The organism is Roseivirga sp. UBA838 (assembly GCF_002296035.1).
GTDB classification, from domain to species: Bacteria; Bacteroidota; Bacteroidia; order Cytophagales; family Cyclobacteriaceae; genus Roseivirga; species Roseivirga thermotolerans.
Genome location: NZ_DBHC01000037.1, coordinates 83,918 through 108,403, shown reverse-complemented (window position 1 = coordinate 108,403; position 24,486 = coordinate 83,918). Strand labels below are relative to the sequence as shown.

Annotated in this window: 24 protein-coding genes; 13 read left to right on the top strand and 11 right to left on the bottom strand. The window is 43.6% G+C overall.

What is annotated here, in order from left to right; translation table 11 throughout:
- Window positions 1–1,326: choice-of-anchor D domain-containing protein (locus B3O12_RS13730; protein WP_286756690.1), on the bottom strand; the 1,326-nt coding region annotated here is incomplete at its 3' end.
- Window positions 1,327–1,563: 237 nt separating this feature from the next.
- On the bottom strand, window positions 1,564–2,148 hold the full coding sequence (locus tag B3O12_RS13725) for a phage tail protein (RefSeq protein WP_286756689.1): 585 nt from the start codon (window positions 2,146–2,148) through the stop codon (window positions 1,564–1,566).
- 266 nt (window positions 2,149–2,414) lie between these two features.
- On the opposite strand from B3O12_RS13725, the gene B3O12_RS13720 reads away from it, so the two are divergent.
- Window positions 2,415–3,089 carry an aspartyl/asparaginyl beta-hydroxylase domain-containing protein gene (locus B3O12_RS13720; RefSeq protein ID WP_286756688.1) on the top strand — a complete coding sequence of 225 codons (675 nt, stop codon included), beginning with the start codon at window positions 2,415–2,417 and terminating at the stop codon, window positions 3,087–3,089.
- 8 nt (window positions 3,090–3,097) lie between these two features.
- Here the strand turns inward: B3O12_RS13720 and B3O12_RS13715 are convergent, their stop codons facing one another.
- The gene (locus B3O12_RS13715; RefSeq protein ID WP_189629526.1) at window positions 3,098–4,192 is read right to left on the bottom strand and encodes an ABC transporter substrate-binding protein; all 1,095 of its coding nucleotides are present in this window, start codon (window positions 4,190–4,192) and stop codon (window positions 3,098–3,100) included.
- Between the two features lie 130 nt (window positions 4,193–4,322).
- Between B3O12_RS13715 and B3O12_RS13710 the strand changes: the two genes are divergently transcribed.
- Window positions 4,323–6,089, top strand: a complete 1,767-nt coding sequence (locus B3O12_RS13710; RefSeq protein ID WP_286756687.1) for a tetratricopeptide repeat protein — start codon at window positions 4,323–4,325, stop codon at window positions 6,087–6,089.
- Between the two features lie 27 nt (window positions 6,090–6,116).
- Entirely contained in the window at window positions 6,117–6,833 is a 717-nt protein-coding gene (locus B3O12_RS13705; protein ID WP_286756686.1) for an aspartyl/asparaginyl beta-hydroxylase domain-containing protein, read from the top strand.
- Window positions 6,834–6,994: 161 nt separating this feature from the next.
- Here B3O12_RS13705 and B3O12_RS13700 read toward each other — a convergent pair whose 3' ends face one another.
- The 8 genes from B3O12_RS13700 to rsmA all read right to left on the bottom strand — a co-directional run bounded on the left by B3O12_RS13700 (window position 6,995) and on the right by rsmA (window position 15,905).
- On the bottom strand, window positions 6,995–7,507 hold the full coding sequence (locus B3O12_RS13700) for a hypothetical protein (protein ID WP_286756685.1): 513 nt from the start codon (window positions 7,505–7,507) through the stop codon (window positions 6,995–6,997).
- Window positions 7,508–7,574: 67 nt separating this feature from the next.
- On the bottom strand, window positions 7,575–10,814 hold the full coding sequence (locus tag B3O12_RS13695; RefSeq protein ID WP_286756684.1) for a S41 family peptidase: 3,240 nt from the start codon (window positions 10,812–10,814) through the stop codon (window positions 7,575–7,577).
- Between the two features lie 130 nt (window positions 10,815–10,944).
- A complete protein-coding gene (locus B3O12_RS13690) occupies window positions 10,945–11,556 on the bottom strand; it encodes an MCP four helix bundle domain-containing protein (protein WP_189629521.1) in 612 nt (203 codons plus the stop codon).
- Window positions 11,557–11,815: 259 nt separating this feature from the next.
- Window positions 11,816–12,208: an HIT family protein gene (locus B3O12_RS13685; protein ID WP_286756683.1), complete on the bottom strand. Its 393-nt coding sequence runs from the start codon at window positions 12,206–12,208 to the stop codon at window positions 11,816–11,818.
- A 9-nt stretch (window positions 12,209–12,217) separates the two neighbouring features.
- Window positions 12,218–12,694: a transcription elongation factor GreA gene (gene greA, locus B3O12_RS13680; protein ID WP_189629519.1), complete on the bottom strand. Its 477-nt coding sequence runs from the start codon at window positions 12,692–12,694 to the stop codon at window positions 12,218–12,220.
- Between the two features lie 126 nt (window positions 12,695–12,820).
- Window positions 12,821–13,771: an NAD(P)-dependent oxidoreductase gene (locus B3O12_RS13675; RefSeq protein ID WP_286756682.1), complete on the bottom strand. Its 951-nt coding sequence runs from the start codon at window positions 13,769–13,771 to the stop codon at window positions 12,821–12,823.
- Window positions 13,772–13,773: 2 nt separating this feature from the next.
- The gene (mgtE, locus tag B3O12_RS13670; protein ID WP_229838570.1) at window positions 13,774–15,138 is read right to left on the bottom strand and encodes a magnesium transporter; all 1,365 of its coding nucleotides are present in this window, start codon (window positions 15,136–15,138) and stop codon (window positions 13,774–13,776) included.
- Complete coding sequence (gene rsmA / locus B3O12_RS13665) at window positions 15,120–15,905, bottom strand: 16S rRNA (adenine(1518)-N(6)/adenine(1519)-N(6))-dimethyltransferase RsmA (protein WP_286756681.1); 786 nt, start codon at window positions 15,903–15,905, stop codon at window positions 15,120–15,122. Before rsmA ends, mgtE begins: the two co-directional genes overlap by 19 nt.
- Window positions 15,906–15,986: 81 nt before the next feature.
- Here rsmA and pdxA point away from each other — a divergent pair, with 81 nt between their 5' ends.
- From pdxA to accC, 10 genes are all read left to right on the top strand, one after another.
- On the top strand, window positions 15,987–17,012 hold the full coding sequence (gene pdxA, locus B3O12_RS13660; RefSeq protein ID WP_286742320.1) for a 4-hydroxythreonine-4-phosphate dehydrogenase PdxA: 1,026 nt from the start codon (window positions 15,987–15,989) through the stop codon (window positions 17,010–17,012).
- A 61-nt stretch (window positions 17,013–17,073) separates the two neighbouring features.
- The gene (locus tag B3O12_RS13655) at window positions 17,074–17,412 is read left to right on the top strand and encodes a hypothetical protein (RefSeq protein ID WP_189629515.1); all 339 of its coding nucleotides are present in this window, start codon (window positions 17,074–17,076) and stop codon (window positions 17,410–17,412) included.
- A gap of 79 nt (window positions 17,413–17,491) precedes the next feature.
- On the top strand, window positions 17,492–19,135 hold the full coding sequence (locus B3O12_RS13650) for a SulP family inorganic anion transporter (RefSeq protein WP_189629514.1): 1,644 nt from the start codon (window positions 17,492–17,494) through the stop codon (window positions 19,133–19,135).
- Window positions 19,136–19,141: 6 nt separating this feature from the next.
- Window positions 19,142–19,780 (top strand): carbonic anhydrase, encoded by a 639-nt coding sequence (locus B3O12_RS13645; RefSeq protein WP_189629513.1) that lies wholly within the window; start codon window positions 19,142–19,144, stop codon window positions 19,778–19,780.
- 291 nt (window positions 19,781–20,071) lie between these two features.
- Window positions 20,072–20,602, top strand: a complete 531-nt coding sequence (locus B3O12_RS13640) for a YceD family protein (RefSeq protein WP_286742321.1) — start codon at window positions 20,072–20,074, stop codon at window positions 20,600–20,602.
- A gap of 30 nt (window positions 20,603–20,632) precedes the next feature.
- Window positions 20,633–20,824, top strand: coding sequence for a 50S ribosomal protein L32 (gene rpmF / locus B3O12_RS13635; RefSeq protein ID WP_189629511.1), 192 nt, complete (start codon window positions 20,633–20,635; stop codon window positions 20,822–20,824).
- Between the two features lie 167 nt (window positions 20,825–20,991).
- Complete coding sequence (locus B3O12_RS13630) at window positions 20,992–21,993, top strand: beta-ketoacyl-ACP synthase III (protein WP_189629510.1); 1,002 nt, start codon at window positions 20,992–20,994, stop codon at window positions 21,991–21,993.
- Window positions 21,994–22,015: 22 nt separating this feature from the next.
- Window positions 22,016–22,579, top strand: coding sequence for an elongation factor P (gene efp, locus B3O12_RS13625; RefSeq protein WP_189629509.1), 564 nt, complete (start codon window positions 22,016–22,018; stop codon window positions 22,577–22,579).
- A gap of 13 nt (window positions 22,580–22,592) precedes the next feature.
- Window positions 22,593–23,069 carry an acetyl-CoA carboxylase biotin carboxyl carrier protein gene (gene accB / locus B3O12_RS13620; protein ID WP_189629508.1) on the top strand — a complete coding sequence of 159 codons (477 nt, stop codon included), beginning with the start codon at window positions 22,593–22,595 and terminating at the stop codon, window positions 23,067–23,069.
- A 42-nt stretch (window positions 23,070–23,111) separates the two neighbouring features.
- Window positions 23,112–24,455: an acetyl-CoA carboxylase biotin carboxylase subunit gene (gene accC / locus B3O12_RS13615; protein WP_189629507.1), complete on the top strand. Its 1,344-nt coding sequence runs from the start codon at window positions 23,112–23,114 to the stop codon at window positions 24,453–24,455.
- Window positions 24,456–24,486 lie beyond the last annotated feature (31 nt).

The window sequence follows — 24,486 nt, the reverse complement described above, 5'->3', positions numbered from 1 at the left end:
GGCTACCACATACACATCGTAGGCCGTCTCTGACGTCAGGCCGGTTACACTAAAGGCGTTAGTAAAGCCTCCAGAATTTACGGTAGCATTGCCAGAGGTTACAGCTGCTGCTCCGCCATTTCCGGTGCCGCTCACCACCTCTGCAGAGGTAGGTGCGGTAGCTCCGTCTGCTAGAACCACATAGAAAATATCTCCTGCTTCATCTATATCCGTATTCAAAGTAAAGCTGGTGCCTCCTATCGATGAAGCACTCGGTGTGCTATTCTCAAAGACTGGCGCGGTATCATCCAGCCCTGTTCCCTGAATAGTAAAGTTATAGGGGTTTTCATCTGCATCATCGTTCGCAATGCTTATCTCAGCCGTACGCAGGCCCACTGCACTCGGGTTAAACGTTACTTGAAAAGTGGTAGACCCTGAGGCACTTATTGGGTCTGAACCCGGTTGGCTCGATACTGTAAAATCAGCCGAATGTGTACCGCTGATGGTTACATTTGGAGAACCAGTCAGGTCCAAATCACCGGTACCCGTGTTTTGAATTGTAAATGTTCTCACAATATTGGCTCCGCTACTCGCACCTGTAGAACCAAAATCCGTATGATCTGCTGTGGATGGTGTATTGTCTCCATCCGTTATATCTTGCCCATTTCCCTGGACGTTGATTTCGGGCGCTGCGGAAACAAAGGCTGACCCTGTGAATGTATCCGGAACCACCGAAGGAAACGAAAAATCGCCAGTAGTCCAGTTGCCTATGGTGTTTATGGTAGTAGCCGCAGAAGACAGCGTACTAAAAGAGGTAGTTCCCGAATAGTATCCTTCGAAACAGGTTATTACTGCTGTACTACCATTAGTAAGGCCTGTCCCACTTAGAGTATTTCCAGTGTCGCAGCCCACAAAAGCCAAAAACACACCCGGAGTAGCCCGAGTGCCGGTAATAGCGAACAGTTGGTCGCCATTGGCCGTAGAAAAACCAAGATCATCTTCAATGGCTATTCCCAAAGACGCGGAGATACCCGCTCCGTTATCATCAGCGTCAGTAATATCTATAACAGTACCTTTGGCTATAGTTGAACCGGTATTATTGCTCCATATGACTTCCCCTTCAGACGTGGAAGAAGCGAATCCAGTACCGTTCCACTCCTCATCTACAAAACGAATGCTAGTTCCGTTGGGGCAATCATCCAGAAGGAGAAAGGAAAAACCATCATCGTCATCATGATATGCCACAAAAACAATATCGCCCGCGGCATCAATTGCTCCATTATTGTTTTGGGCAAAGGATGCATTGAAGCCTATGAGCGAAAATACGATAGCCAGAAGTTTTTTCATTGGATATAAAAGGTGTTTTGGTTGTTGGTGAAGTAATTAGAGTCGATTGTGGTCATACCTCCAAATCTAATAAGAATACCTAAATGAGATGACAAAAAAAGTAGGAAGCTCACTTAAATCAAGTAATTATACCTAGTCCTCCTGCGGGTAATTACTCATCTCATACCTAAGTCAATTTAAGTAAGACAAGGCCTCTGCCAAAAGAGACAGAGGCCTTAAGATAGTATTTCAATCAGATTAATTTCTTGAAGGAAATGTTCCAAACAAAGCTATGATGTAGTAGATGGCCAGGTAGGGCTGCATATTACTAAACGGCTGACTACCCCCTGTTAAACCCACAGTTGGCGCCCCCCCAAATTGAACACTCACACTTCCACCATTGTAGAAAGAATTTGAACTTGACGCAGATGAAAAATTATCATTCCCTGTGTTAGCCAGCACACCTTTAGAAGGATCACTTTCATCTTCATCGCCTGAATTGGCATTTACAGGAATTGGCACTATACCAGTAACACTATCCATACTCGCCAAGTGGTTGTGCGAAGGCATATTCAATACCGTTAACTGAGTGTTTGCTGTGCCGCCTCTTTGCCCTAGTCTGTAAGTTGGTAATCCAGGACCTGTCCCAGGGCCAATTGGCACTCTGCCCCTTAAATCGGGCAAGGCAAAGGTGGTTCTTCCATCTCCGCCATAGGTAGTCCCTAAGATTGAAAAAAGTGCAGTATTGGATGAAATAGCCATTAACTGCCCCTCACAAAAAGCCCATCCGCGGGGAGCAAAATTGCCCGCAAAAAGCATAACTTGACCTATAAAAGGTTCCATAGTATTTAATGTTTACTGTTGAAAAAAAATTTTGATTAAGTAAACGAATTAAATCAAGAGTTCCTAAAATGATTTTGCCATTGGTTAGATTCGGCAGATAAATACTAATTGGCCCTATCGTTGATAACTTTTGGTAAACCAGGTAACTCCCTGGCTCTTTAAATTGGCATGAAGACTTTCAACCATCTCTAGTTTTTATTGGTATCAACATACCATATATTCGTTGGAATTCTAACCAACCCAATACGCAGAACAATTAAACACACATGACATCTATTAAGCTACCCTTCAGGTTCAACTCATCTCTACTGAAACAAGAGGTCGATTCAATCGACCGAGAACTTTACCACGATATTTACAACCCTTTCGTAGATCGTGACATGCTTTTTTCACTTCACCTCGTAACTCCTGACTTAAAGAGTGGAGGGTTTATACCGAATGAGCTTTTAACTAAGTTTCCCGAGTTATTCAAAATATATAACAGCATTAAGTCTGATAAGGAAACGTACCGAATTCACATACTCAGGTCCGGAGGTGTAATTAGAAGACATAGAGACATAGCCAGAAATTATGAAAACGGTGTTTTTCGAATTCATATTCCGGTTTCACACCCTAAAGGAATGCTTACTCTATTGAATGACAAACCCGTGGACTGGCAGGAAGGAGAATGCTGGTATCTGGATTTAGACATGCCTCATGAGATAAGAAATGAAAGTGACCATGATAGAATACATATAGTAATGGATTGTGTAAGAAATGCCTGGTGGGACAATATTTTTTCTCAGGCCAACTACACCCCTTCATTTGGTACCGGGTATTCGAGAATGCAAAAAGAAGAACTTCAAGAAATGAAGCAGCTCTTAATAAATATGAATTCCAGCGCCAATGAACTGGTCATTGCCCAAATTGAACAAGAACTAAAGAATAGAGAAAGCGCATAGCGTCAGAGCTACAACCCAAGGTATGGGTTGAACCAACCGGAATCGACCATATTGGAATGGGGAATATTGAGCTCATGAAGGGCTGCTGTTCTTAGTTGCCGGCCAAGGGTACTTTGGGTGGAAGCTACTTTACCCTTATATAAATGTTCAACCAAATGAATCACACTTTCTTCTCCTCTCAGAGCTTTGGACGGAACAAAACTTCCTCTGGAAGAATTTATTTCAATACCCGAAAGCTGTAAAACTCCTCCCCCATCACGACTAGCACCCAACAACACCCCAGACTCATAACCAAGGGCTTCAAAAACATCTCCATTAAACCAGTTTACCTCTTGCGGCTGCGAAGCTCCCATGGTAAGTGTAGTGGAATATACTTTAAACGCCTCTTCGGGCTCAAAAGATAGGTCTCTAAGTAAATAAGGCAGCCCAAGCAAAGGCACTTTTTGGTGGAGTTTTCTATTAATAAAGCCTTCCATAAAGAGCCGCGCCTCCTCCCCACAAAACGCAGCAATAAGAAAGTCGGGAGAATCTTTTTCTATGTAATCGAGTACTACTGACGGGTCTGAAAGATTGTCTACTCCCTGAGGAAGTCTTGTTACGGCAAAAGACCACTTGGAATCAGGGTTGGCCTTTTTCATGCCAAGATCCATTGCTTTGGTGAAATTATAGGCCATATCATATACTCCGCCTACTAGCATTCCTTTTGAACCAAACTTCTCAGTGCCCCAATATCCTAAGCTCCACATTTGCTGCCAGATGTGATCTGAGTTAATAAATACATTATTGGGCAAGTCTTTTAGCTCTGGCAAATGACCTCCCAAATTATTCACCACAATAGGAACTCCAGCCGACTCGAATACTTTTGAACAAAAAGCCAGAGTTTGGTTGGATACAATACCGGTAATGGCATCGACCTCATGAAATTCAGTCATTTTCCTCATGACCTCCTCCACCAATCGAGGGTTTCCGTTGCCAATAAATTCTAACTCCATTTGTTCTATACCCACTTCTTTAGCAGCACGCTTTAGCCCACTTTTAAAACGTTTAGCCATAGGAAGAATAGATGAGCTGGGAAGAAGTACACCAAGGGTAAAATCAGTCATTCGGTATGTATTTGTTCATTGAATAGTTTGGCATTAAGGTTCCGACAAAACTGTGGAAAAAGAATCCGATTTCAAGTCTTAAGTCAGATTTTTATCTTTTAATTTAGAAATCCTAAAAAAACGAAACTACATGAATGCACACAATACAATGCATGAAGATCTGGAAAAAGCCTTAAAGCACTTTAACTCCGGCAACCTATCAGAAGCTGAGTCATTACTCAATGAAATTTACCATAAAGAGCCCGACAACATAGATGCCTCATTTTACCTGGGCATTCTTGCTGCTCACAAAGGCAATGCAGCAAAAGCTATTAATCATTGGAAACAGGCTCTGAAGGTTGATGCTAATCATTTTGAGAGTCTCTCCAACCTGGGCTATCTGTATACACAAATCAATGATCTTAAATCGGCCAAAGATTACCTTCTCAAAGCCAGCCGACTAAAACCACAAAGAGAAGAAGTTAGCCTACAGCTTGCCCAGGTACACGACATGCTGGGTGAGAAAAGTCAGGCACTGAGTATACTGGAACCCTTGTTGCAAGAAGAGCCGGTAATACCCGATGCTTATTTGTATCTGGCCGATTTAAAAGCTAAAGAAGGGAAACTTCAGGAGGCAGAAGCACTACTGAATGAGCTCACACGTAAAGCTCCTCAAGTTCATCAGTCCCATCTGTACCTTGCCCGGTTATACTCGCTTGCCGGCAGGACTGCCGAAGCAGAAAAGGCCTTTAAAAAAGCGCTCGAACTCGGGCCTCAATTCATGGAAACCACTTTTGAGTATGCCCGGTTTCTCATTTCTAACGGGCAGGGAGCTCAGGGAGCTTCTTTGCTTGATGAAATGGGAAAAACCTATCAGCACAATGTTCAGGTTCAAGTTCAAATGGCGGGTTTGTATGAAGAGTTAGGCAACTTTGAAAAGGCTTTGGAGGCCTATACCAAAGCTTTGGATTTAGCCCCCGGAAACGAGGAAATTAAAAACAAGCGCAGCCAAATATATACCCGTTTCGTTCCTCCCTGGCACATGGAGATGCTCTCAGACCTTGAGCGCAACGAGGCATACCAAAAGGCTATAGAATCGGTGGTAAAAGAAAACTCAGTGGTTCTTGACATTGGTACAGGGAGTGGTATTCTCTCCATGATGGCCGCAAGAGCTGGTGCAAAACATGTATATACCTGCGAGAGTTCGGGTTTACTAGCCGAAGCTGCACTAGACATTTTCAAGAAAAACGGATACTCAGAAAAAATTACGCTCTTTAAAAAATACTCTACGCAAATACCACCGAACGACCTGAAAGAAAAACCGAATGTTATTGTGGCCGAAATATTCGACTCAGGACTACTGGGAGAGCATGCCGTATTTTCATTTAGACATGCCATTGAAGCTTTAGGAGCACCAGGTTGCAAAACCATTCCCCAATCGGCCAATGTAGTTGGCCGCATAATCAGCCTACCGAAACAAAAGCAAATTCATCCCATAAAAGACATCTCGGGCTTCGATTTGTCTCCTTTCAATAAGTTTCGCGTAGCTGAAGCCTATCTGTCTATGAAGCTATCGGCTACGGAGCATGAGTTTATGTCTGATGAAAAGGATTTACTTCATGTGAACTTCGAAAAGCCCTGGCCAACCATTCCAGGCAATCATAGCCAAAGAGTAGAGCTTGAGTTTGAAATAACCCGGAATAACAATATTCATGGTGTGGCCTTTTGGTTCAAACTGAACCTAACCAATGACATATCTATCTCTAGTGCTCCAGAGAGAAAGGACAATCACTGGGGGCAAGCCATTGCTTTCTTTGACAAGGAGTTAGCTGGCAAAAAAGGCAATGTTCTTGGACTTACTTTGTGCTATAACGACATCAAAATCTGGTTTGAAAATGCCAGAATAGTCAATGAATAGCCAGCCAGACCAAATCCACAGCGAAGTATGAAGCCAAGTCATCGTTTTTCATTTCGGTTCGACTATAAACCCATACTCAAGGAGTTTCAATCTTTATCCGTTGAGTGCCAGAAACATTTCAATACCGGCTACTATGATGGGGAATGGAGCGGTCTTTCTTTAAGAAAACCAGTTGATGCCCGGCACGATTTGAGTGCCGGAGATCAACAAAGTGATATTTATCAAGACACTGAATATTCCGGCTTAATGAGCTCCACTCAGTCCATACTGGACTACTTCCACTGCGAAAAAACGGCAGTCAGAATTCTCAAATTGACTCCCGGGAGCCATATAAAAGAGCATTCAGACCACAGCCTAAGCTTTTTTGACGGGCTCGTTCGTTTGCATATTCCATTGCAAACCAATCCGCAAATTGAGTTTATTGTTGCAGGAGAAAAATTACCCATGAAAGAGGGCGAATGCTGGTTTGCCAATTTTAATGAGTTGCATAGTGTTTACAATGGCGGCCAAACCGATCGGATTCACTTAGTAATTGACCTGAAGGTAAATGACTGGCTAGCTTCTCTATTCGAAAAAGAAGGCATCATCAGTACAGGAGAAGAAGCACCAGACCCAATGGATAGCCAGCCCAAGTCTGCTAAAATAGAGATGATTAAATCGCTTCTATCCATGAATAGCGAAACTTCTACCGATCTGGCTAAGAAGCTCATTAGCAAATATGGACTTGAGAATGAGATTGCCTGAATAATCCATTATTGAAGTGGGAACTATACATGTGCTCACTGCTTTCATCTGGGAGCAGACCCGCTCCTTAAACAGCTTCTATCGCGATTATTATTTAAAAGAATGCAGAATTCCGATAGAATGGCACTGCGAATAGGAAAGCAACGAGTTTAATCTGATTCTTAATCTCTGAGCCACTTCGTAAGCACAGGGAACCCTGCCCTGCCTTTGGCAACCTCCTCTTCGCTTCTGCATAGGCCCATCCATTGCAATAGTGGTAGTGCTATGTAATTCCCAGCCTCAAAGTTTTCTATATACCATTCTGAAGAGTCTTTGTATCCGTTTTCATGAAAAACAATATGCGGATCTAAATCAAGATACCTTAGTGCAGCATAACTCCAAAGTATAGCTGCCGGCTCCAGACTATTAATATTCATTCCCTCCCCCGGCTCCAGGTCTCCGGACGCACATGCTCTTTCTTCGGGTTTCATCAAAGCTAAATGACCTGCCTCATGGAGAAGGTCTCCCGGATAAGTAAGTTTTGACTCATCATAGAGAATTATGCCTTGATCGATGCGAATACCGGGAACAAAGGTTTCACCGGTGAGAATAGCTTCTCGAACAGACAAACCAATTTGCTCAAGAAAGGTGGTGATCTTAAAAATCACCTGACCCCTATCTACCGAAGGTACCATAAAAGCCTTTCTAAAAAATAGTAGTTATGCGTTTGGCAATCTAGCCAAACGCATAACCACACACAGATTAATTTCCTACTTCTCTCAACAACGTTTCAATAGCTTTTTCCAGCTGCTCATCTCTACCTTTATCGATTAGGCCCGGCATATTTTTTATTTTGATATCCGGCTCGGTTTGCAGGTTTTCCATCCAGCGGCCGCTCTTATCTTTGGCACTTACCGGAACTACTCCCCAGCGACCACCATTAGGCAGACCTTCCCAACCGGCAAATGAACAGGTACCCGGTACGGGCATACCCAGCGTAGTACCAATTTTAAGATCGGTATAGCCCTGTGCAAAGCAATGACCATCGCTATAGTTCGATTCATTGAACATAGCCAGCGTGGGCTTGGTCCAGCGCGAGGTTGGCTCTCCCCCTACTACTTTGGCAGCCGTGGCATAGGTTATAAATGGCTCTCCTGTAAAGAACATGGCCAGATCGGCAACCAAATCGCCTCCGCCATTAAAGCGGGTATCTACAATTACTCCTTTGGTTTCATAGTATTTGCCCAGCATATCTTCAAATATGCTACGGTAAGGGCCGTCACTCATGCCCGGAATGTGCACATATCCTAACTTTCCGTTGGACTTCTCTTTGACTTCGGCCTCGTTGATACGAACAAACCTTTCATAGAGCAATCCTCTTTCGGCTCCCAGAGAAATGGGCTTCATGGTGATTTCCTGTTTGTTTTCACCCTTCGCATCGGTTATTTCCAGTAGCGTAAACTTATCGGCCTTTCTGTTGAGGTAAGCAGCTATGTCTCGATCGGGAGTAATGGTTTCTCCATCAATTTTCTGGATAATCATTCCCGGTTCTACATTGAATTTGGCCTTATCTAGAGGGCCTCCTTCAATTACTTCAGTAATGCGTATGCCATTCCCCTGATGTTTGTAGTCGAAGAAGATGCCCAAAGAGGCTGTTGCATCTGCGTTTTCTATACTGCTACCATAGCGTGCCCCTGAATGCGAAACGTTCAACTCGCCTAACATTTCTGAAAGCATTTCTGAAAACTCATAGCCATTGCCAATAGAGGGCAAATACTTTGCGTATTCTTTGCGCATGAGCTCCCAGTCCACACCGTGGTAGGTTGGCTCATAGAAAATGTTTTTAGTACGAATCCACACATGATCAAACATATAGGCTCTCTCGGCCACTTCATCGTAAGTCATTTCGCCTCGAATGGAAATCCCTTCTTGTTTACCACTTTCGGGGTCAATTTTAGAAATTCTACCTCCACTCAACAGGTAGAGATTTTTCATGTCTTTATCCCAGGTCATTGAACCAAAACCGGTATTCAAGCGAATGGCCTGCTTTGTTTCCCTGGTTCTCAGGTTAGTAACCCACAGGTTTTGTCCGGCCTCAAAGCTGGCCAGGTAGTACAGCTTTTCTCCGTCTTTAGAAAGTACTGCATCGCCCAGGTAAGAGGAATGAATGGTAAGTCTTGCCTTGCGCTCTTTCATTCCGTCCCAATCAAACTTCAGGTCTTTACTCTCTTCTTTTCTCGGCTCTTCTTTCTTTTTCTTTTTATCACCATCTTCCTCTTTAGGCTCTTCCTTCTTCTTGGTTTCTTTTTCTATCTCCTGCATGAGCTCATAATCTTCTTTGCTCATATTGAATTGGTCATAGGCCTCCTGAGTAAAGAACATGGTGTATACATCGCTCTGACTTCTGCCGCTGGTAGCCAAACTTTTGAGTCCGTCCCGGTTGCTAAACCATATCATTTGCTTGCCTTCATTTACCCATTTAGGAGACGAATCGTAATAACCGCTTTCTGTAAGGTTAACTCGTTGAGAACCATCGGCAGCCAAAAGCAACACTTCGCTATTGTTCAGCAGCTTGCTCCAGTCTACCAGCAACCATTTGCTGTCCGGGCTCCAGGTAAAATACTTGTCTCCGTCTCTCATGTGAAAGAGGTCGTCCTGTGTAAGCAGGCTCACTTCGTTTCCGGAAGCCACATCTCTAACCACCAAATTTCTTCTGTCTTTTATGTAGGCCAGTTTCTTTCCATCGGGCGAGAAATTAGGCATATAGGCATCTACCTCTCCGCTAATCATGGGCTCTTCCTTCAAAAGAGTAGAAGCAAAAAAGAATGGCTCCTGGGCTTCTCTGATCCGGGTTGACTTAAAAATGCTCCATTTACCGTTGCGCTCTGCGGCATACACTACCGACTTCCCATCTGGGCTGAAAGTAACAAACTGCTCTGCTTCGGGCGTATCGGTAATTCGTTTGGTGAGTGAACCATCTACAGAGGTTACAAACACTTCGCCCCTGGCCACAAAGGCAATTTCTTTTCCGTTGGGAGAAACCGCCATTTCACGAACACCGCCATTAATACTTATAAACTTGTCTTTATTGGTTTTCTCCTGTGTGCGTATGGTCACATTCACTTTCTGAGGCTGCGCGCCTTCACGCATGGTGTATAACTCTCCGTCATAGCCAAAGGCTAGAGTGCCACCTCCAAAACTCAGGAACCGCACGGGGTGTAAATCGAAAGATGTTAGCTGCTGGCTTTGTGATGGGTTAGCCAGGCTCATTTTATGCACATTGAAAGTTCCACTGGCTTCGCTTAGGTAATAAACTGACTGCTCATCGGCAGAAAAAACAGGCTGCCTGTCTTCACCAGCTCTATTGGTGAGCATTTTGTGTGTATTTGAAGCTTTGTCGTAAATCCACAAATCTCTTGTTATGGCAGAGGTATGGTGCTTTCTCCACTCGTTTTCACCTCCTTTTTTATCGTGGTAGATCATGGTATTACCATCCTTACTCACTTGCACATATTCGGCAGGAATGGTGAAAATCTGATCTACTCTTCCTCCTTTTACCGGCACACTGTATAGCTCAGGCTGCGAGCCTGTGGGGTACTGACGGTGCTCCTTTGTATCCATGCGTTGGGCTCCAAAAATCACCGACTGGTCGTCATGTGAAAAAGTAAAGGGGCTCTCATCGTTAGAGTGATAGGTGAGTCTTGTAGCAGGGCCTCCGTTGGCGCTCATCACAAATACATCAAAGTTGCCGTATCGGTCAGATGCAAAGGCAATCTTTTGACCATCACTGCTCCAAACGGGCATATAATCATGCGCTTCGTGAAAGGTTATCTGCCTGGCTTCTCCGCCACCAACCGGCACCACATACAAGTCGCCTTTATAAGTAAAAGCAATTTGCTGACCGTTGGGCGAAATAGACTGGTATCGAATCCACTTTGGCGTTTCCTGGGCATTGAGTGCCAGAAGGGTCAGGGAAAAAAGTAGTGTAAAGAGTTTCTTCATGAATTGAGTTTTTTTAGAAAGCCCAATCTATGAAAACTGCGCTTAAGGAGGAAGAAAGAACTCCACAAGCCCTCATTAAAATCGACCGAAGGTCAATGCAACGTTTGTCTGTACTAAAAACAGCTTCTTATCAGGTATTTTCTTCTTTGTTTCGGGGCTTGTATAGGACAATAATCTGAATAGAGAGACCAATAATTACCAGGGCTATAACTTCCAACTGAGTAAGATAGTCCATGGCATCTACCGATTTAGTGGCCTTCTGTAACTGCCTCTTACCTTCTGCCAACTGTATTTTAGAGAGCGCATAAAGGTCTTTTTCCATGGCATCTATTCTCCCTAAGAATACTGACTTGGCCTCTTGAGCATTCTTATTTTTTGAGGCCCAATCGGCTTCCAGCACCCTAAGTTCTTTCATATGGCTGGCAAACGAATCGAGAAAACCCTTCTCTTCGCGAGTGAGGCGGGTACCATAAAACTGCTCTACAAACTGACCGATGGAGTCATTGACCATTTTAGACCGACCATTAAAAAAGGCCAAATCATCGCGCAGAATGGCCAGACGTTTTTCCTCAACCAGCAAAGTAAGCTCAAATACCAGGTCTTTGGCTACCAGCCGATCTTCATAAATGGTAACAACCGATTCTTTCACTCGTCTAAAATGCTGCCGGTCTACGAGATTAGTCGCTAAAATAAGAAGGAAGACCACCAGCAATCCGGCCGTCCATTTCAATTTGTCTGCCATTGTTTTCATAGGTGAATTTATTTAACCATAGGCCACATAGTCTATGGTAACGCTCATTTATACAGTGCGTACGATTTCTCCAAAAATTGGATTTTGTTCGCACAATTTTAAGCGAAAAGATAAAGGAATCGGCAAAATTCCAAAATCAGATTTTTACCGAACCCGATTATGGAAACAGATGCCGTTTTTTTCTGTACCCCGGCCATACAGCTGTTTGGGTCAAAGAAAGGGGCAGAAAACAGGTTTTGCGCTAAGAAAACTATAGATGAGAGGCTATCTGCTGGCGAATGTCTTCGAATTGCTGGGGAGACAACTTCAGCTTTGGCCGGCCAAAGTCAATATCGTGCATGCCGTGCAGAGGAATAAGGTGTATGTGTGCATGGGGAACCTCAAGGCCCACTACAGCCACCCCCACCCTTAGACAGGGGATAGCTTTTTCTATGGCTTTTGCCACCTGAAAAGTGAAGGCCTGAAGCTTGAGGTAAGTATCTTCATCCAAATCGAACAGCTTGTCTATCTCTTTTTTAGGCACCACTAATGTATGTCCCTCATTGAGCGGGTTAATGTCTAAAAAAGCAATAGCATGATCGTTCTCTGCCACTATGTGACCCGGAATTTCTCTGTTAATGATTTTGGTGAAGATACTTGCCATTGTAAAAGCTTAGTCTAGCGTTATTTCCAGAATCTCAAATTCCAACTTTCCGGCCGGAGCGTTCACCTCTGCAATTTCACCTACTTTTTTATTGAGCAAGCCTTTACCTATTGGCGACTCATAAGAGATTTTACCCGACTTAAGATCGGCCTCTTTTTCAGAAACCAGGGTATATTTTACGGTCATTCCATTCTTTACGTTTTTAATTTTCACAGTCGAAAGAATGGACACTTTAGAAAGATCTACATCTTCCTGTTTTCTAATTCTGGCATTGCCAACCAGCGTTTCCAGTTCGGCAATTCTCATTTCCATCAGGCCCTGAGCATCTTTAGCGGCATCATACTCGGCATTCTCACTCAGGTCGCCTTTGTCGCGGGCCTCGGCAATTTGCCTTGCCATATCGGCCCTGCCTTTGGTTTTTAGTTCGTGAAGTTCATCTTTCAACTTCTGCAAACCTTCTTCGGTGTAATAACTTACACTTGACATATCTATAATATTTTAGTGTTCACAAAAAAAAACAACGGTCTCAAACTGAAACCGCCTTAAACAAATAAAATCGCCCTTGAGCGATTGTATAGCTACAAAGTTAGCAAAAATAAGTTAAGTGGAAAGTTAGCGATTCCAGTCGATACGATAGTAACCGGCAATCTTACTCACCAAGACTTCATTGATTCGTTTGTAGGAGGCAAAGGTCCACCCGGCAACATGTGGCGATAGTACTACATTCTTTCGAGCGAACAAGTTCTCAAACCTTTGCTTTTCTTCGGAGGTCAGGGCTTCGAATTTTTCTTTTTCGAGCACATCGAGAGCGGCTCCTAATATTTTCCCTGAGTCGAGCAAAGACAACAAATCGGCTATGGGCACAATTTCGCCCCTGGCAGTATTGAGAAGATAAACGGGCTTTCTGAACGACCCAAAAAAGGTTTTATTCATCCACCCACGAGTTTCTTCTGTCAATGGTACATGCAGGCTCAGAATATCGGTTTTCTGGAAAAGCTTTTCCAAGCTTACTTCTTCTACCTTTTTGGTACCAAAACCCTTTTTAAATTTATCATACACTAATATGCGGCAGTCAAAAGCTCTTAATCGTTGCACAAAAGCTTGCCCCATATAGCCATAGCCAACAATTCCTACTGTTTTGTCGGAGAGCTCTACGCCTCTATTGCCTTCTCTGTCCCACACCCAATTTCTTACTTCCCGGTCGGCTGCATTGATTTTATTCAACAAATTGAGCAGCATGCCCATGGCATGTTCAGCCAGGGCATCACGATTACCTTCCGGAGCATTGAGTATTTCAATGTTGCGAGCTTCTACATAAGCTATGTCAATTTTATCGAGGCCTGCACCCGCCCTGCCAATGAACTCGAGTTTAGTGGCCTTGTCTATAAATTCCTTATCTATGGTGGTTTTGCTTCTTACCAAAACCCCTTCAAACTGACCGATACAATCGAGGATTTCGCTTCGGCTAATTTTAGGTGCATAATGAGGTTCTATACCAATTTCTTCTAAGAGAGGCACAATGCTCTCGTGCATATCATCAATAATGAGACACTTTTTCTTCATGACTAGGGTAATAATAGATTGGCAATTGCCAGATAAACGATGATTCCGAGGATATCGTTGGTGGTGGTGATAAACGGCCCTGAAGCGAGTGCCGGGTTTACGCCTAGCTTATCGAGCACCAAAGGGGTTGTAGTACCCATAAAAGAAGCTAGCATTACCACGCAAACCAATGAAATGGCTACCACCGAACCGAGGGTCTGATCGTCTTTCCAAAGGAATACAATTAAGAAACTAATAAGGGCCAGTACTATGCCTGTGAGTATGGCTACCAAAAACATGCGGGCAATTCGCTTGGAGAAAGTGTCTTCAAAGGCCGATTTGTTGGCAAGGCTTTGCACAATGAGGGTCGATGATTGAATACCCACATTGCCACCAGTAGCCATAACCAACGGAATAAAGAATGCCAGGGCAGCGTTTTTTTCCAGATCTCCTTCGAAAAAACCAATGGCCCAAGCCCCCAGAGTTCCCCCCAACAGACCTATGAGTAGCCAGGGCAGTCTTGCTTTGGAGATAGCCCAAATGGTATCGTCTTCCTCAATATCGCCCGAAATACCGGACATTAGCTGTCGCTCTTCTTCGGCCTGTTCGGTAATCACATCCACAATATCATCGATGGTTATTCGTCCAACCAATCTTCCTTGCAAATTGACTACCGGTACGGCATCCAAATCATACTTGCGCATTATGGCTGCCACTTCTTCTTCATCCATGTAGGTTTCTACATGAATAATGTCGCTATCATAAATGTCTTTGATAAAGGTTTTGTCTTTTGAAAGAATGATTTTCTTCACCGACACCTTGCCTTGGAGTTTACCTTTATCATCTACCACATATACCGAGTAGATTTTCTCTACGTTTTCGGCCTGCCTGCGAATCTCATCAATGGTTTGAATGACTGTCCAGTTAATATTGGCCACAATCATTTCCTTGGCCATCAAACCACCGGCACAGTCTTCATCGTAGCGCATCAGTTCCTGAATGTAGGCAGCACTTTCAGGGTCATCTATAGCGGCAATTACTTCTTCTCTGGTTTTTACAGGCAAATCGTTGATGATGTCAACGGCATCATCAGACTCCATTTCTACGATATACTGGGCAATTTCATGGGGTTGGAGTTCTTCCAGAAATTCCTTTCGGGTGTCTTCTTCCAGCTCTTCAATTACCTCTGCTCCCACAGCATTGTTGAGCACATCGAGCACATAACGAGCTTCTTCAGACTCCACCTCATCGAGCAAGGCAGAGATATCGGCCGGATTCACTCCTTCCATGGTGTCGCGGATAAAGGCATCGTCTTTCCGCTCTATGGCCTGAAGCATCAGGTCTAGATATTCTTTGGAAAGCTCAAATGTCACTCGTTCTGACGACACGCTGTTATCTTGTTGGTTAGATCCACAAATTGATTAACTGAAAGTGCTTCGGCCCGTAGGTCAAGGATTGGGTCGTTTGCCAACTCTGCCGGCAAATTTATAGCTTTTAATGCGTTGCGCAACGTTTTCCGTCTCATTTGAAAACCCGCCTTTACCACTCGTTTAAACAGGTCTTCATCGCAGTTTAAGTGCTCTGTCTGGTTCCTTTTCAATCGGATAACACCCGAATTGACCTTGGGTGGGGGGTTAAAAACTCCGGGCTTTACGGTGAACAAATACTCAATGTCGTAGTAGGCCTGGAGGAGCACACTCAAAATGCCATAAGTACGCGAACCTGGAGGCTCGGCAATTCGGTCGGCCACTTCCTTTTGAATCATGCAAACTACTTCAGGAACCTGGTTTCTCATTTCCAGTATTCTGAAAAATATTTGCGAAGAAATATTGTAAGGAAAGTTACCTATGATGGCCAGCGGTTCTCCGGTATTATCTAAAAAGTTGTACTTGAGAAAATCTCCGTCAATAATGTGTTGCTGAAGCTCCGGAAAATGCTCGTGTAAATAGGCAATAGACTCTTTGTCTATATCAATTACCCAGGTATTATGCTCGCCCTTTAATAAAAATTGGGTGAGCACCCCTGTACCGGGGCCTACTTCCAACACGCTTCGGTAATTTCCATGCCCTGTAAGGCCATTGGCTATGCGCTCTGCTATGGACAAATCTTTTAGAAAATGTTGCCCTAAATGTTTCTTTGGTCTTACGTTAGACATTGTCACAACTTATTTAAAAAAGCTTAATTTGCGCACAAAATTAGAACTTCGATTCAAACCCTAAGGAAAGAGCACCAAAACATGCATGAACCTAAGCGAGAAGAAAGAAAACTGCCCACACTTGGTATAACTATTGGCGATGTAAACGGTATTGGTCCTGAAGTGATTATCAAGTCGGCACTCGATGCCAGAATTTTCAATCAGGTAAATCTGGTAGTTTATGGGCATGGAAAGGTGCTTTCCCACTACAAAACCCTGCTAGACATTGAGAAGTTTGTGTTTAACCAAACCCAAAAGGCCGATCAGATTCGATACAACAAACTCAATGTAATTAACTGTGTAGAGGATATTGAAGTGACCCCGGGCGAAGAGACCAAAGAGGCGGGCGCTTTGGCACTGGCAGCCATAAAGCAAGCCAGTCAGGATTTGAAAGAGGGAAAGATTGATGCCATAGTTACAGCACCAATCAACAAAAACAATATTCAGAGCGATTCTTTTCAGTTTCCCGGCCACACGGAATTCTTTACCGAAACTTTTGGAGCCGAAGAGAGCCTTATGTTTCTCTGTAGTGAGCAAATGCGAATTGGAGTAGCCACGGGCCATATTTCGGTAGCACAAATCAAAGAGAGACTTACTGCGGAAGTAATTGAGAAAAAAGCATCGCTTATGCTAAGGTCTCTGAAGAAAGATTTTGGCATTACCAAGCCCAAAGTGGCTGTTTTGGGGCTAAACCCGCATGCGGGAGAAGATGGCCTGCTTGGAACCGAGGAAAACGAAATTATACGCCCGGTGATTAATGCCTTTAAAGAAAAGGGCGAATTGGTATTTGGCCCCTACCCTGCCGATGGTTTCTTTGGCAATGCCAGCCAAACTAAGTTCGATGGTGTGTTGGCTATGTATCACGATCAGGGGCTTATCCCTTTTAAAACCCTTGCCTTTGAAGACGGGGTTAATTTTACGGCCGGACTGAGTATTGTGCGTACTTCTCCTGACCATGGAACAGCCTACAACATTGCCGGCAAAGGCCTGGCCAATGAGCAAAGTATGAGGGCGGCCATTTACATGGCCAGAGATATTTGGGTCAATCGAATGACACAACAGTCGTAAGAAAACCGTATTTTTATCGAATAATTTCAGACTTCTATCGATAGTAGCAACGTATAAGCCATTGACTCGTACCATTGACATAGTATCAACTATTTTGGCTAAAACCATCACCATACTGTTTTTGCTATTCTTTACAGGGTGCCTGGCAATGGATACGTACATTAAAGCATCAGACAATGCCGTAGAGTTGGCCTGTGAAATAACCGATGCGGAAGAAGAAACTGAAAACGAAAAAGAGGAAAACAAAGAAGGTCTTCACAAAGACGAGTTTCCGGGTTTTCAAACGCGTTATATTTTCTTTGCAACTACCAAAGTAAACTACTACACACAAAGCCAACCACTGGGTTCATCGGCCGTTAACAAGGTTCTGCTCCCCCCTCCTGAACGGACATTGGTTTAAAATTTCCACATTAAACACTATTTTAATTATCTGGTTGCCCACAGGGGCTACTCATTGAATTTTTCAATTTTTCTTAACTATGAATAAAGACCTTTTTAAACACATTAAATCAGACGCACCAGCCGGACTGGTAGTATTCCTGGTAGCAGTTCCACTGTGCCTGGGTATTGCCTTAGCCTCCGGAGCACCGCTTTTCTCAGGTATAATAGCCGGAATGGTGGGTGGTATTGTGGTTACTTCTTTTAGTGGCTCCAGTCTGGGGGTTTCGGGACCCGCAGCCGGTTTGGCCGTAATTGTACTCGTTGCTATCGAAGACCTTGGCTCATTTGAGACCTTTCTCGTGGCAGTGGTTATTGCGGGAGCCTTACAAGTTGTACTGGGCATAGTCAGGGCTGGTATTATCGGCTACTACTTCCCCACCTCTGTAATTAAGGGTATGCTCTCTGCCATTGGTATCATCATTTTCCTAAAGCAGATACCTCACGCCTTTGGCTATGATGCAGACCCTGAGGGTGAAATGGATTTTGTTCAGGCCGATGGGGAAAACACCTTCTCTGAGCTTTGGAACATGGTCGATTACATTAGCCCCGGAGCCATTATTATTGCATTCACCTCTCTTCTTCTTCTCATACTTTGGGAGCAGAAGTTCATGAAAAAAATCAAACTATTCCAGATTGTGCAGGGGCCATTGGTTGTAGTGGTTCTTGGCATTATCTTCGGTAAGCTATTTGCCGGTGGTGCTTATGAGATTACCTCAGAGCACATGGTGAACATTCCTGTATCTGAAGACTTCAATGGTTTTCTGGGTCAGTTTACCTTACCAGACTTCTCCACCATCACCAACCCGCAAGTGTGGGTTGTGGGTATAACCATAGCCATTGTGGCCAGTTTGGAAACACTGCTGTGTGTAGAAGCCACAGACAAACTAGATCCTCAAAAGAGAGTAACTCCTACCAATCAGGAACTTAGAGCTCAAGGTATTGGTAACATGGTTTCCGGCCTTATTGGCGGGCTGCCCGTTACACAGGTTATTGTAAGAAGTTCGGCCAACATCCAGTCGGGCGGTAAAACCAGACTTTCAGCCCTTATTCACGGGGTGCTCATACTTTTGGCAGCAATGGCCATTCCCAATATCATGAATATGATTCCGCTGGCCAGTCTTGCAGCTATTCTTTTGGTGGTGGGTTATAAACTAGCTAAACCTGCATTGTTCAAAGAGATGTATAAAAAAGGGTGGTTGCAGTTTATTCCATTCGTAGTTACTGTGTTTGCCATTGTATTTACCGACTTGCTCGTGGGTATAGGCATAGGTATGGCCGTAGCCGTATTCAATATTCTGCTCACCAACCTTAAGAATCCTTATGTACTCAAGTCTACCCATGACGCCACTGACGAGCACTATCAGATTGTGCTTTCAGAGCAGGTAACTTTCCTGAATAAGGCCCAGATTTTACGCGAGCTGAACAAAGTGCCCGATGGGGCCGAGCTGTTTATAGATGCGAGTAAGACGGTGTTCATTGAACACGATGTGCTGGAAATAATCAGCGACTTTAAAGAAAGTGCCAAATTCAAGAACATAAAACTCAAAATAAGTCCGTTAGATCATTTAGACCTCAACGGGTTCAATCAGTCATTGGGCCAATTGGTAGTTACCTCCGAAGAGGCCAAAATGCACGGTGAAAATGAATTAAAAGTAATTGACAGTATAAATCCTAAACTATAACAACGCATGTCTAATTCTATTAACCTACTCAAACAGGGAAATATCAAATGGGTAGAATCTGTAAAAGAGAAAGACCCCACATTTTTCGATGAACTGGCCAAAGGGCAAAGTCCTGAATTTTTATGGATTGGTTGTTCTGACTCACGTGTTCCTGCCACCCAGATTACAGACACCATGCCGGGGTCTATCTTTGTGCAGCGTAACATTGCCAACATGGTGGTTCACACCGACTCTAACCTCTTAAGTGTTGTTTACTATGCCGTAAAAGTTTTGAAAGTAAAACACATTGTGGTTTGCGGACATTACGGATGCGGAGGTGTAAAAGCCGCCATGAGTAACCAAAAGTTCGGATTTTTAGACAACTGGCTACTGCATATTAAAGATGCCTACAGAGCCAACGCCAAAGAGTTAGACGCGATTGAAAATGAGGACGATCGATTCAACCGTTTTGTTGAACTCAACGTGAAAGAGCAGGTACAAAACCTGGCTAAAGTATCTTTCTTGCAAGAAGAATGGGATCAGGGAGAATTCCCTTACATTCATGGTTGGGTTTATAGCCTCAAAGATGGTCTCATTAAAGACCTTGGCTATACCATTAACTCTAACCAGGGGCTGCAAGAAGTGTATAAATATTCAGGTGAATAACACTTAGTTGAATTGCCCGGAAAGCAATAGGTGAAACAATTGTCTTCATAAGGCCAAAAGAGCCTTATCGCTCTTTGTCTGATCTCATACTTAATAATTGATAGCGATTGAGTCTAATACTTCACCTATTCCGGGCAATCAACTTTTTATACCCCTAAGTCAACACACCATAGGCTTTGGCCAACAATTCTATTTTTTCTCTTGCATTTTGGTAAAACTTCGTTTCAAGAAGCTTTTACTATTACAGATGAATTCCATACCTTTGCACTCCTGAATTTTAAATGGTGATTCATGAAAGCCGCAAAAAGATTTGATATTCATATCTACAAGCTTTCAAATGGTATTCATGACTACACCTTTGAAATTGGGAATGAGTTCTTTGACATGTTCGATGGTGATTTGCTAAGTGAAGGAAAACTTGCTGCGGCAGTTACACTTAACAAATCAGATAGTATGATTCAGGTCAACTATAAAATAGATGGAACCGTAGTACTAAGCTGCGACCGAAGCCTGGACCTTTTCGATTTTCCGGTAAATACAGAACACAACATTATTTACAAGTACGGAGACGAAGAAAAGGAGCTCTCTGAAGATGTATTTGTCATAGACAAAAACACTCAGGTACTCAATGTGGCTAATATTCTGTTTGAATTCATAGGGTTACAAATACCTATGAAGAAACTTCACCCCAGGTATGAGGATGAAGAAATGGACACGGAGGAAGGTCAGATGGTTTACAGTTCGGCATCGGAAAAAGACATTGAACAAGAAGAAGACACTACCGACCCACGATGGGCGGCTTTAAAGAATTTGAAAAAATAAGAATAGCGAAAGCATTAAATAGAATAAGAAATGGCGCATCCTAAACGTAAAACCTCCAGAACCAGAAGGGACAAAGGTAGAACTCATAAAAAACTACACGCCAAAAACCTGGTAGTTTGTCCTACAACTGGCGAAATGCACATGCCTCACAGAGCATTCTGGCATGAAGGCAAACTTTACTACAAAGGTAAAGTAGTAATGGAAAAAGAGGTATTGGCCTAAGTCAGTCCTGAAAAGATACTTGCTCCTGGATTGTTTTATTCAGGAGCATTTTCATTTATAGGGGCCGGGTGGCTTATGTCCATTTTCTGTTGTGATTCTGAAACCTTTCCCCTTATATTGGCAGACGTTTATGACTCAAATCTGCATGTCCAACCAAATTTAACTGCATGACTCAGCTCAGAGCTCAGATTACCGGAGTCCAGGGGTATGTACCGGAGTACATCCTCACCAACAAAGAGTTGGAGACTATGGTAGACACCACCGATGAGTGGATTACCACTCGCACCGGAATCAAAGAGAGAAGAATATTAAAAGGTGAAGATCAGGGCACCTCGGTTATTGGTATTAAAGCCGTAGAAGGACTTTTAGCCAAAACCAATACCACTCCCGATGAAATAGATCTAATTATTTGTGCTACCACCACGCCAGATATGGTGTTTCCGGCTACGGCCAACCTTATTGGTGACGCCATAGGAGCTAAAAATGCATTCGGTTTCGACCTGCAAGCTGCTTGTTCGGGGTTTTTATATGCCCTCACTACAGGAGCGCAGTATATTGAAACAGGAAAATACAAAAAAGTAGTGGTGGTGGGAGCCGACAAAATGTCTTCTATCATTAACTATGAAGACAGGACCACCTGCATTATTTTCGGAGATGGTGGCGGAGCAATAATGCTGGAACCTACCACCGAAAGTGTTGGAGTAATGGACTCCATTTTAAGATCGGATGGCTCTGGCGCACCTTTTCTTCATATGAAAGCCGGGGGTAGCCGAAGACCTGCCTCGGCCGAGACACTAGCCAATAAAGAGCATTATGTGTATCAGGAAGGCTCATCGGTGTTTAAGTTTGCTGTAACCAACATGGCCGATGTAGCTGCAGAAATTATGGAGAAAAACCAATTGGTAGCAGAAGATATTTCGTTCTTAGTACCACACCAGGCCAACAAACGTATTATAGATGCAACGGCCAAGCGCATGGGTGTGGGAGAAGAAAAAGTAATGCTCAACATTCAGAAATACGGTAATACCACCAGCGGAACAATTCCTCTATGTCTTTGGGACTATGAGTCTCAATTGAAAAAGGGCGACAACCTTGTGTTGGCAGCCTTTGGAGGCGGATTTACCTGGGGGGCTATCTGGATAAAGTGGGCTTATGATCCAAAAGTGTAACAGACTAATTTCGTATTAATACATGGCTACTACTGCAGACATTAAGAATGGTCTTTGTATTGTAATGAACAATGACCTTTGGATGGTAATAGAGTTTCAGCATGTGAAACCCGGCAAAGGACCTGCCTTTGTAAGAACCCGTCTTAAAAACATTAAATCAGGTAAGGTGGTAGACAATACGTTCTCTGCCGGCCACAAAATTGAGACTGCCCGTGTAGAAAAAAGAACCCATCAGTTTTTATTTAAAGATGAGTTCGGTTTTCACTTTATGAACAGCAGTACCTTTGAACAGGTTATGATTCCTGAAGACATGATTGAATCATCGGACCTAATTAAAGACGGACAAGAAGTAGATATTCTGTTCCATGCAGAAACAGAGCAGCCGCTCACTTGTGAATTGCCTGCCTATGTGGAGCTGGAAGTAACCTACACAGAGCCTGGTTTAAAGGGCGATACGGCAACAAATGCCAGTAAACCTGCTACTTTAGAAACCGGAGCCGAAATTCAAGTGCCATTATTCATTAACTTAGGCGATAAAATTAAAGTTGATACAAGAACCCGCTCGTATGGTGAGCGTGTAAAATAAACCTTAACTCGTTATGAACCCGAAAGAAATTAAGAACATGATCGACTTCATTGCCAAATCTGGTTTGGCTGAAGTGAATATTGAAACGGAAGAATTCAAAATTAAGGTAAAAAGAGATACCGAAGCTCATGTAGTTTCAGCTCCAGCTGCGGCTCCTGCCCCCGCTCCGGTAGCTGCTGCTCCGGCTCAGGCCGCTGCTCCGGCTCCTGCCGAAGCCACCCCGGCAAAACCGGCAGAAGACACCAAAAAATATGTAGAAATAAAGTCACCAATGATAGGTACCTTCTACAGATCGCCTAAGCCCGAAGACCCTGCATTTGTAAATGTAGGAGATACAGTATCGGCCGGTGATAAGGTGTGTATTGTAGAAGCCATGAAGCTCTTTAATGAGATTGAGTCTGAGGTTTCAGGAACTATTGTGAAAGTTTTGGTCGAAAATGCCTCTCCGGTAGAATACGACCAACCGTTGTTCTTGGTAGACCCTGCCTAAGAATACGTTCTATTCATTAGTTTCATCCAAAAAGAACCAACCGTGTTTAAGAAAATATTAATAGCAAACAGAGGAGAAATAGCCCTCAGGGTTATTCGTACCTGTAAAGAAATGGGCATTAAAACTGTGGCCGTTTACTCTACTGCCGACAAAGACAGTTTGCACGTTCGATTTGCTGATGAGGCCGTGAACATTGGCCCCGCCCCTTCCAATCAGTCGTATCTTAAAATACCTCATATTATTTCTGCAGCAGAAATAACCAATGCCGATGCCATACACCCCGGCTATGGGTTTCTTTCTGAAAATGCAGAGTTTTCAAGAGTATGCGCAGAATACGGCATCAAGTTTATTGGAGCCAGCCCCGACATGATCGACAAAATGGGCGATAAAGCCACGGCCAAAGCAACCATGAAAGCAGCCGGAGTACCTACCATACCCGGCTCTGACGGCCTATTGAGCTCTGTGGAAGAAGGTATAAAGCTTTCGAACGAAATGGGCTATCCCGTTATACTTAAAGCAACTGCCGGAGGCGGTGGCCGAGGTATGCGGATTGTTAAGTCCGACAAAGAATTCCAAAAGGCCTGGGACGATGCCAAGATGGAATCGGCTGCAGCCTTTGGCAACGATGGCCTATACCTGGAAAAGTTTGTTGAGGAGCCCCGCCACGTAGAAATTCAGGTAGTAGGCGACAGCACAGGTAGAGCTTGCCACCTGTCTGAAAGAGATTGTTCCATTCAAAGAAGGCATCAAAAACTCGTTGAAGAGACTCCATCTCCGGCCATTACTCAGGAGATTAGAGATAAAATGGGAGCTGCAGCTATTAAAGCTGCGGAAGCCATTGGGTATGAAGGAGCAGGAACTATTGAGTTTCTGCTCGACAAACACGGTGATTTCTATTTCATGGAGATGAACACCCGTATTCAGGTAGAGCACCCAATTACCGAAGAAGTAACCGACTTTGACCTGATAAAAGAACAAATCAAAGTAGCCGCAGGCATTCCTATATCCGGTAAAAACTATTATCCGAAGCTCTATGCTATGGAATGTAGAATCAATGCCGAAGATCCTGCACATGGCTTCAGACCTTCTCCCGGAAAAATCACCAACCTCCACCTTCCTGGTGGTCACGGTGTGCGGGTAGATAGTCACGTTTACGCAGGTTATTCCATTCCGCCCAACTACGATTCAATGATTGCCAAGCTTATTGTAAGTGGCCAATCGAGAGAAGAAGTAATTGTGAGAATGAAGCGTGCTTTGGAGGAGTTTGTAATTGAAGGAATTAAAACCACAATTCCTTTCCATATTAAGCTAATGGAAGACGAAGGTTTTAAATCCGGAAACTTCACCACCAAATACTTAGAGACTTTCGATTTCTCGAAATTATAAGACAAAAAGAATCTTTTATTCTTATACTTAC

Bases quoted from the DNA above. Each gene is read 5' to 3' on its own strand.
- B3O12_RS13725 (WP_286756689.1), bottom strand. From the start codon at position 2,148: ATGGAACCTTTTATAGGTCAAGTTATGCTTTTTGCGGGCAATTTTGCT.
- B3O12_RS13720 (WP_286756688.1), top strand. From the start codon at position 2,415: ATGACATCTATTAAGCTACCCTTCAGGTTCAACTCATCTCTACTGAAA.
- B3O12_RS13715 (WP_189629526.1), bottom strand. From the start codon at position 4,192: ATGACTGATTTTACCCTTGGTGTACTTCTTCCCAGCTCATCTATTCTT.
- B3O12_RS13710 (WP_286756687.1), top strand. From the start codon at position 4,323: ATGAATGCACACAATACAATGCATGAAGATCTGGAAAAAGCCTTAAAG.
- B3O12_RS13705 (WP_286756686.1), top strand. From the start codon at position 6,117: ATGAAGCCAAGTCATCGTTTTTCATTTCGGTTCGACTATAAACCCATA.
- B3O12_RS13700 (WP_286756685.1), bottom strand. From the start codon at position 7,507: ATGGTACCTTCGGTAGATAGGGGTCAGGTGATTTTTAAGATCACCACC.
- B3O12_RS13695 (WP_286756684.1), bottom strand. From the start codon at position 10,814: ATGAAGAAACTCTTTACACTACTTTTTTCCCTGACCCTTCTGGCACTC.
- B3O12_RS13690 (WP_189629521.1), bottom strand. From the start codon at position 11,556: ATGGCAGACAAATTGAAATGGACGGCCGGATTGCTGGTGGTCTTCCTT.
- B3O12_RS13685 (WP_286756683.1), bottom strand. From the start codon at position 12,208: ATGGCAAGTATCTTCACCAAAATCATTAACAGAGAAATTCCGGGTCAC.
- greA (WP_189629519.1), bottom strand. From the start codon at position 12,694: ATGTCAAGTGTAAGTTATTACACCGAAGAAGGTTTGCAGAAGTTGAAA.
- B3O12_RS13675 (WP_286756682.1), bottom strand. From the start codon at position 13,771: ATGAAGAAAAAGTGTCTCATTATTGATGATATGCACGAGAGCATTGTG.
- rsmA (WP_286756681.1), bottom strand. From the start codon at position 15,905: ATGTCTAACGTAAGACCAAAGAAACATTTAGGGCAACATTTTCTAAAA.
- pdxA (WP_286742320.1), top strand. From the start codon at position 15,987: ATGCATGAACCTAAGCGAGAAGAAAGAAAACTGCCCACACTTGGTATA.
- B3O12_RS13650 (WP_189629514.1), top strand. From the start codon at position 17,492: ATGAATAAAGACCTTTTTAAACACATTAAATCAGACGCACCAGCCGGA.
- B3O12_RS13645 (WP_189629513.1), top strand. From the start codon at position 19,142: ATGTCTAATTCTATTAACCTACTCAAACAGGGAAATATCAAATGGGTA.
- B3O12_RS13640 (WP_286742321.1), top strand. From the start codon at position 20,072: ATGAAAGCCGCAAAAAGATTTGATATTCATATCTACAAGCTTTCAAAT.
- rpmF (WP_189629511.1), top strand. From the start codon at position 20,633: ATGGCGCATCCTAAACGTAAAACCTCCAGAACCAGAAGGGACAAAGGT.
- B3O12_RS13630 (WP_189629510.1), top strand. From the start codon at position 20,992: ATGACTCAGCTCAGAGCTCAGATTACCGGAGTCCAGGGGTATGTACCG.
- efp (WP_189629509.1), top strand. From the start codon at position 22,016: ATGGCTACTACTGCAGACATTAAGAATGGTCTTTGTATTGTAATGAAC.
- accB (WP_189629508.1), top strand. From the start codon at position 22,593: ATGAACCCGAAAGAAATTAAGAACATGATCGACTTCATTGCCAAATCT.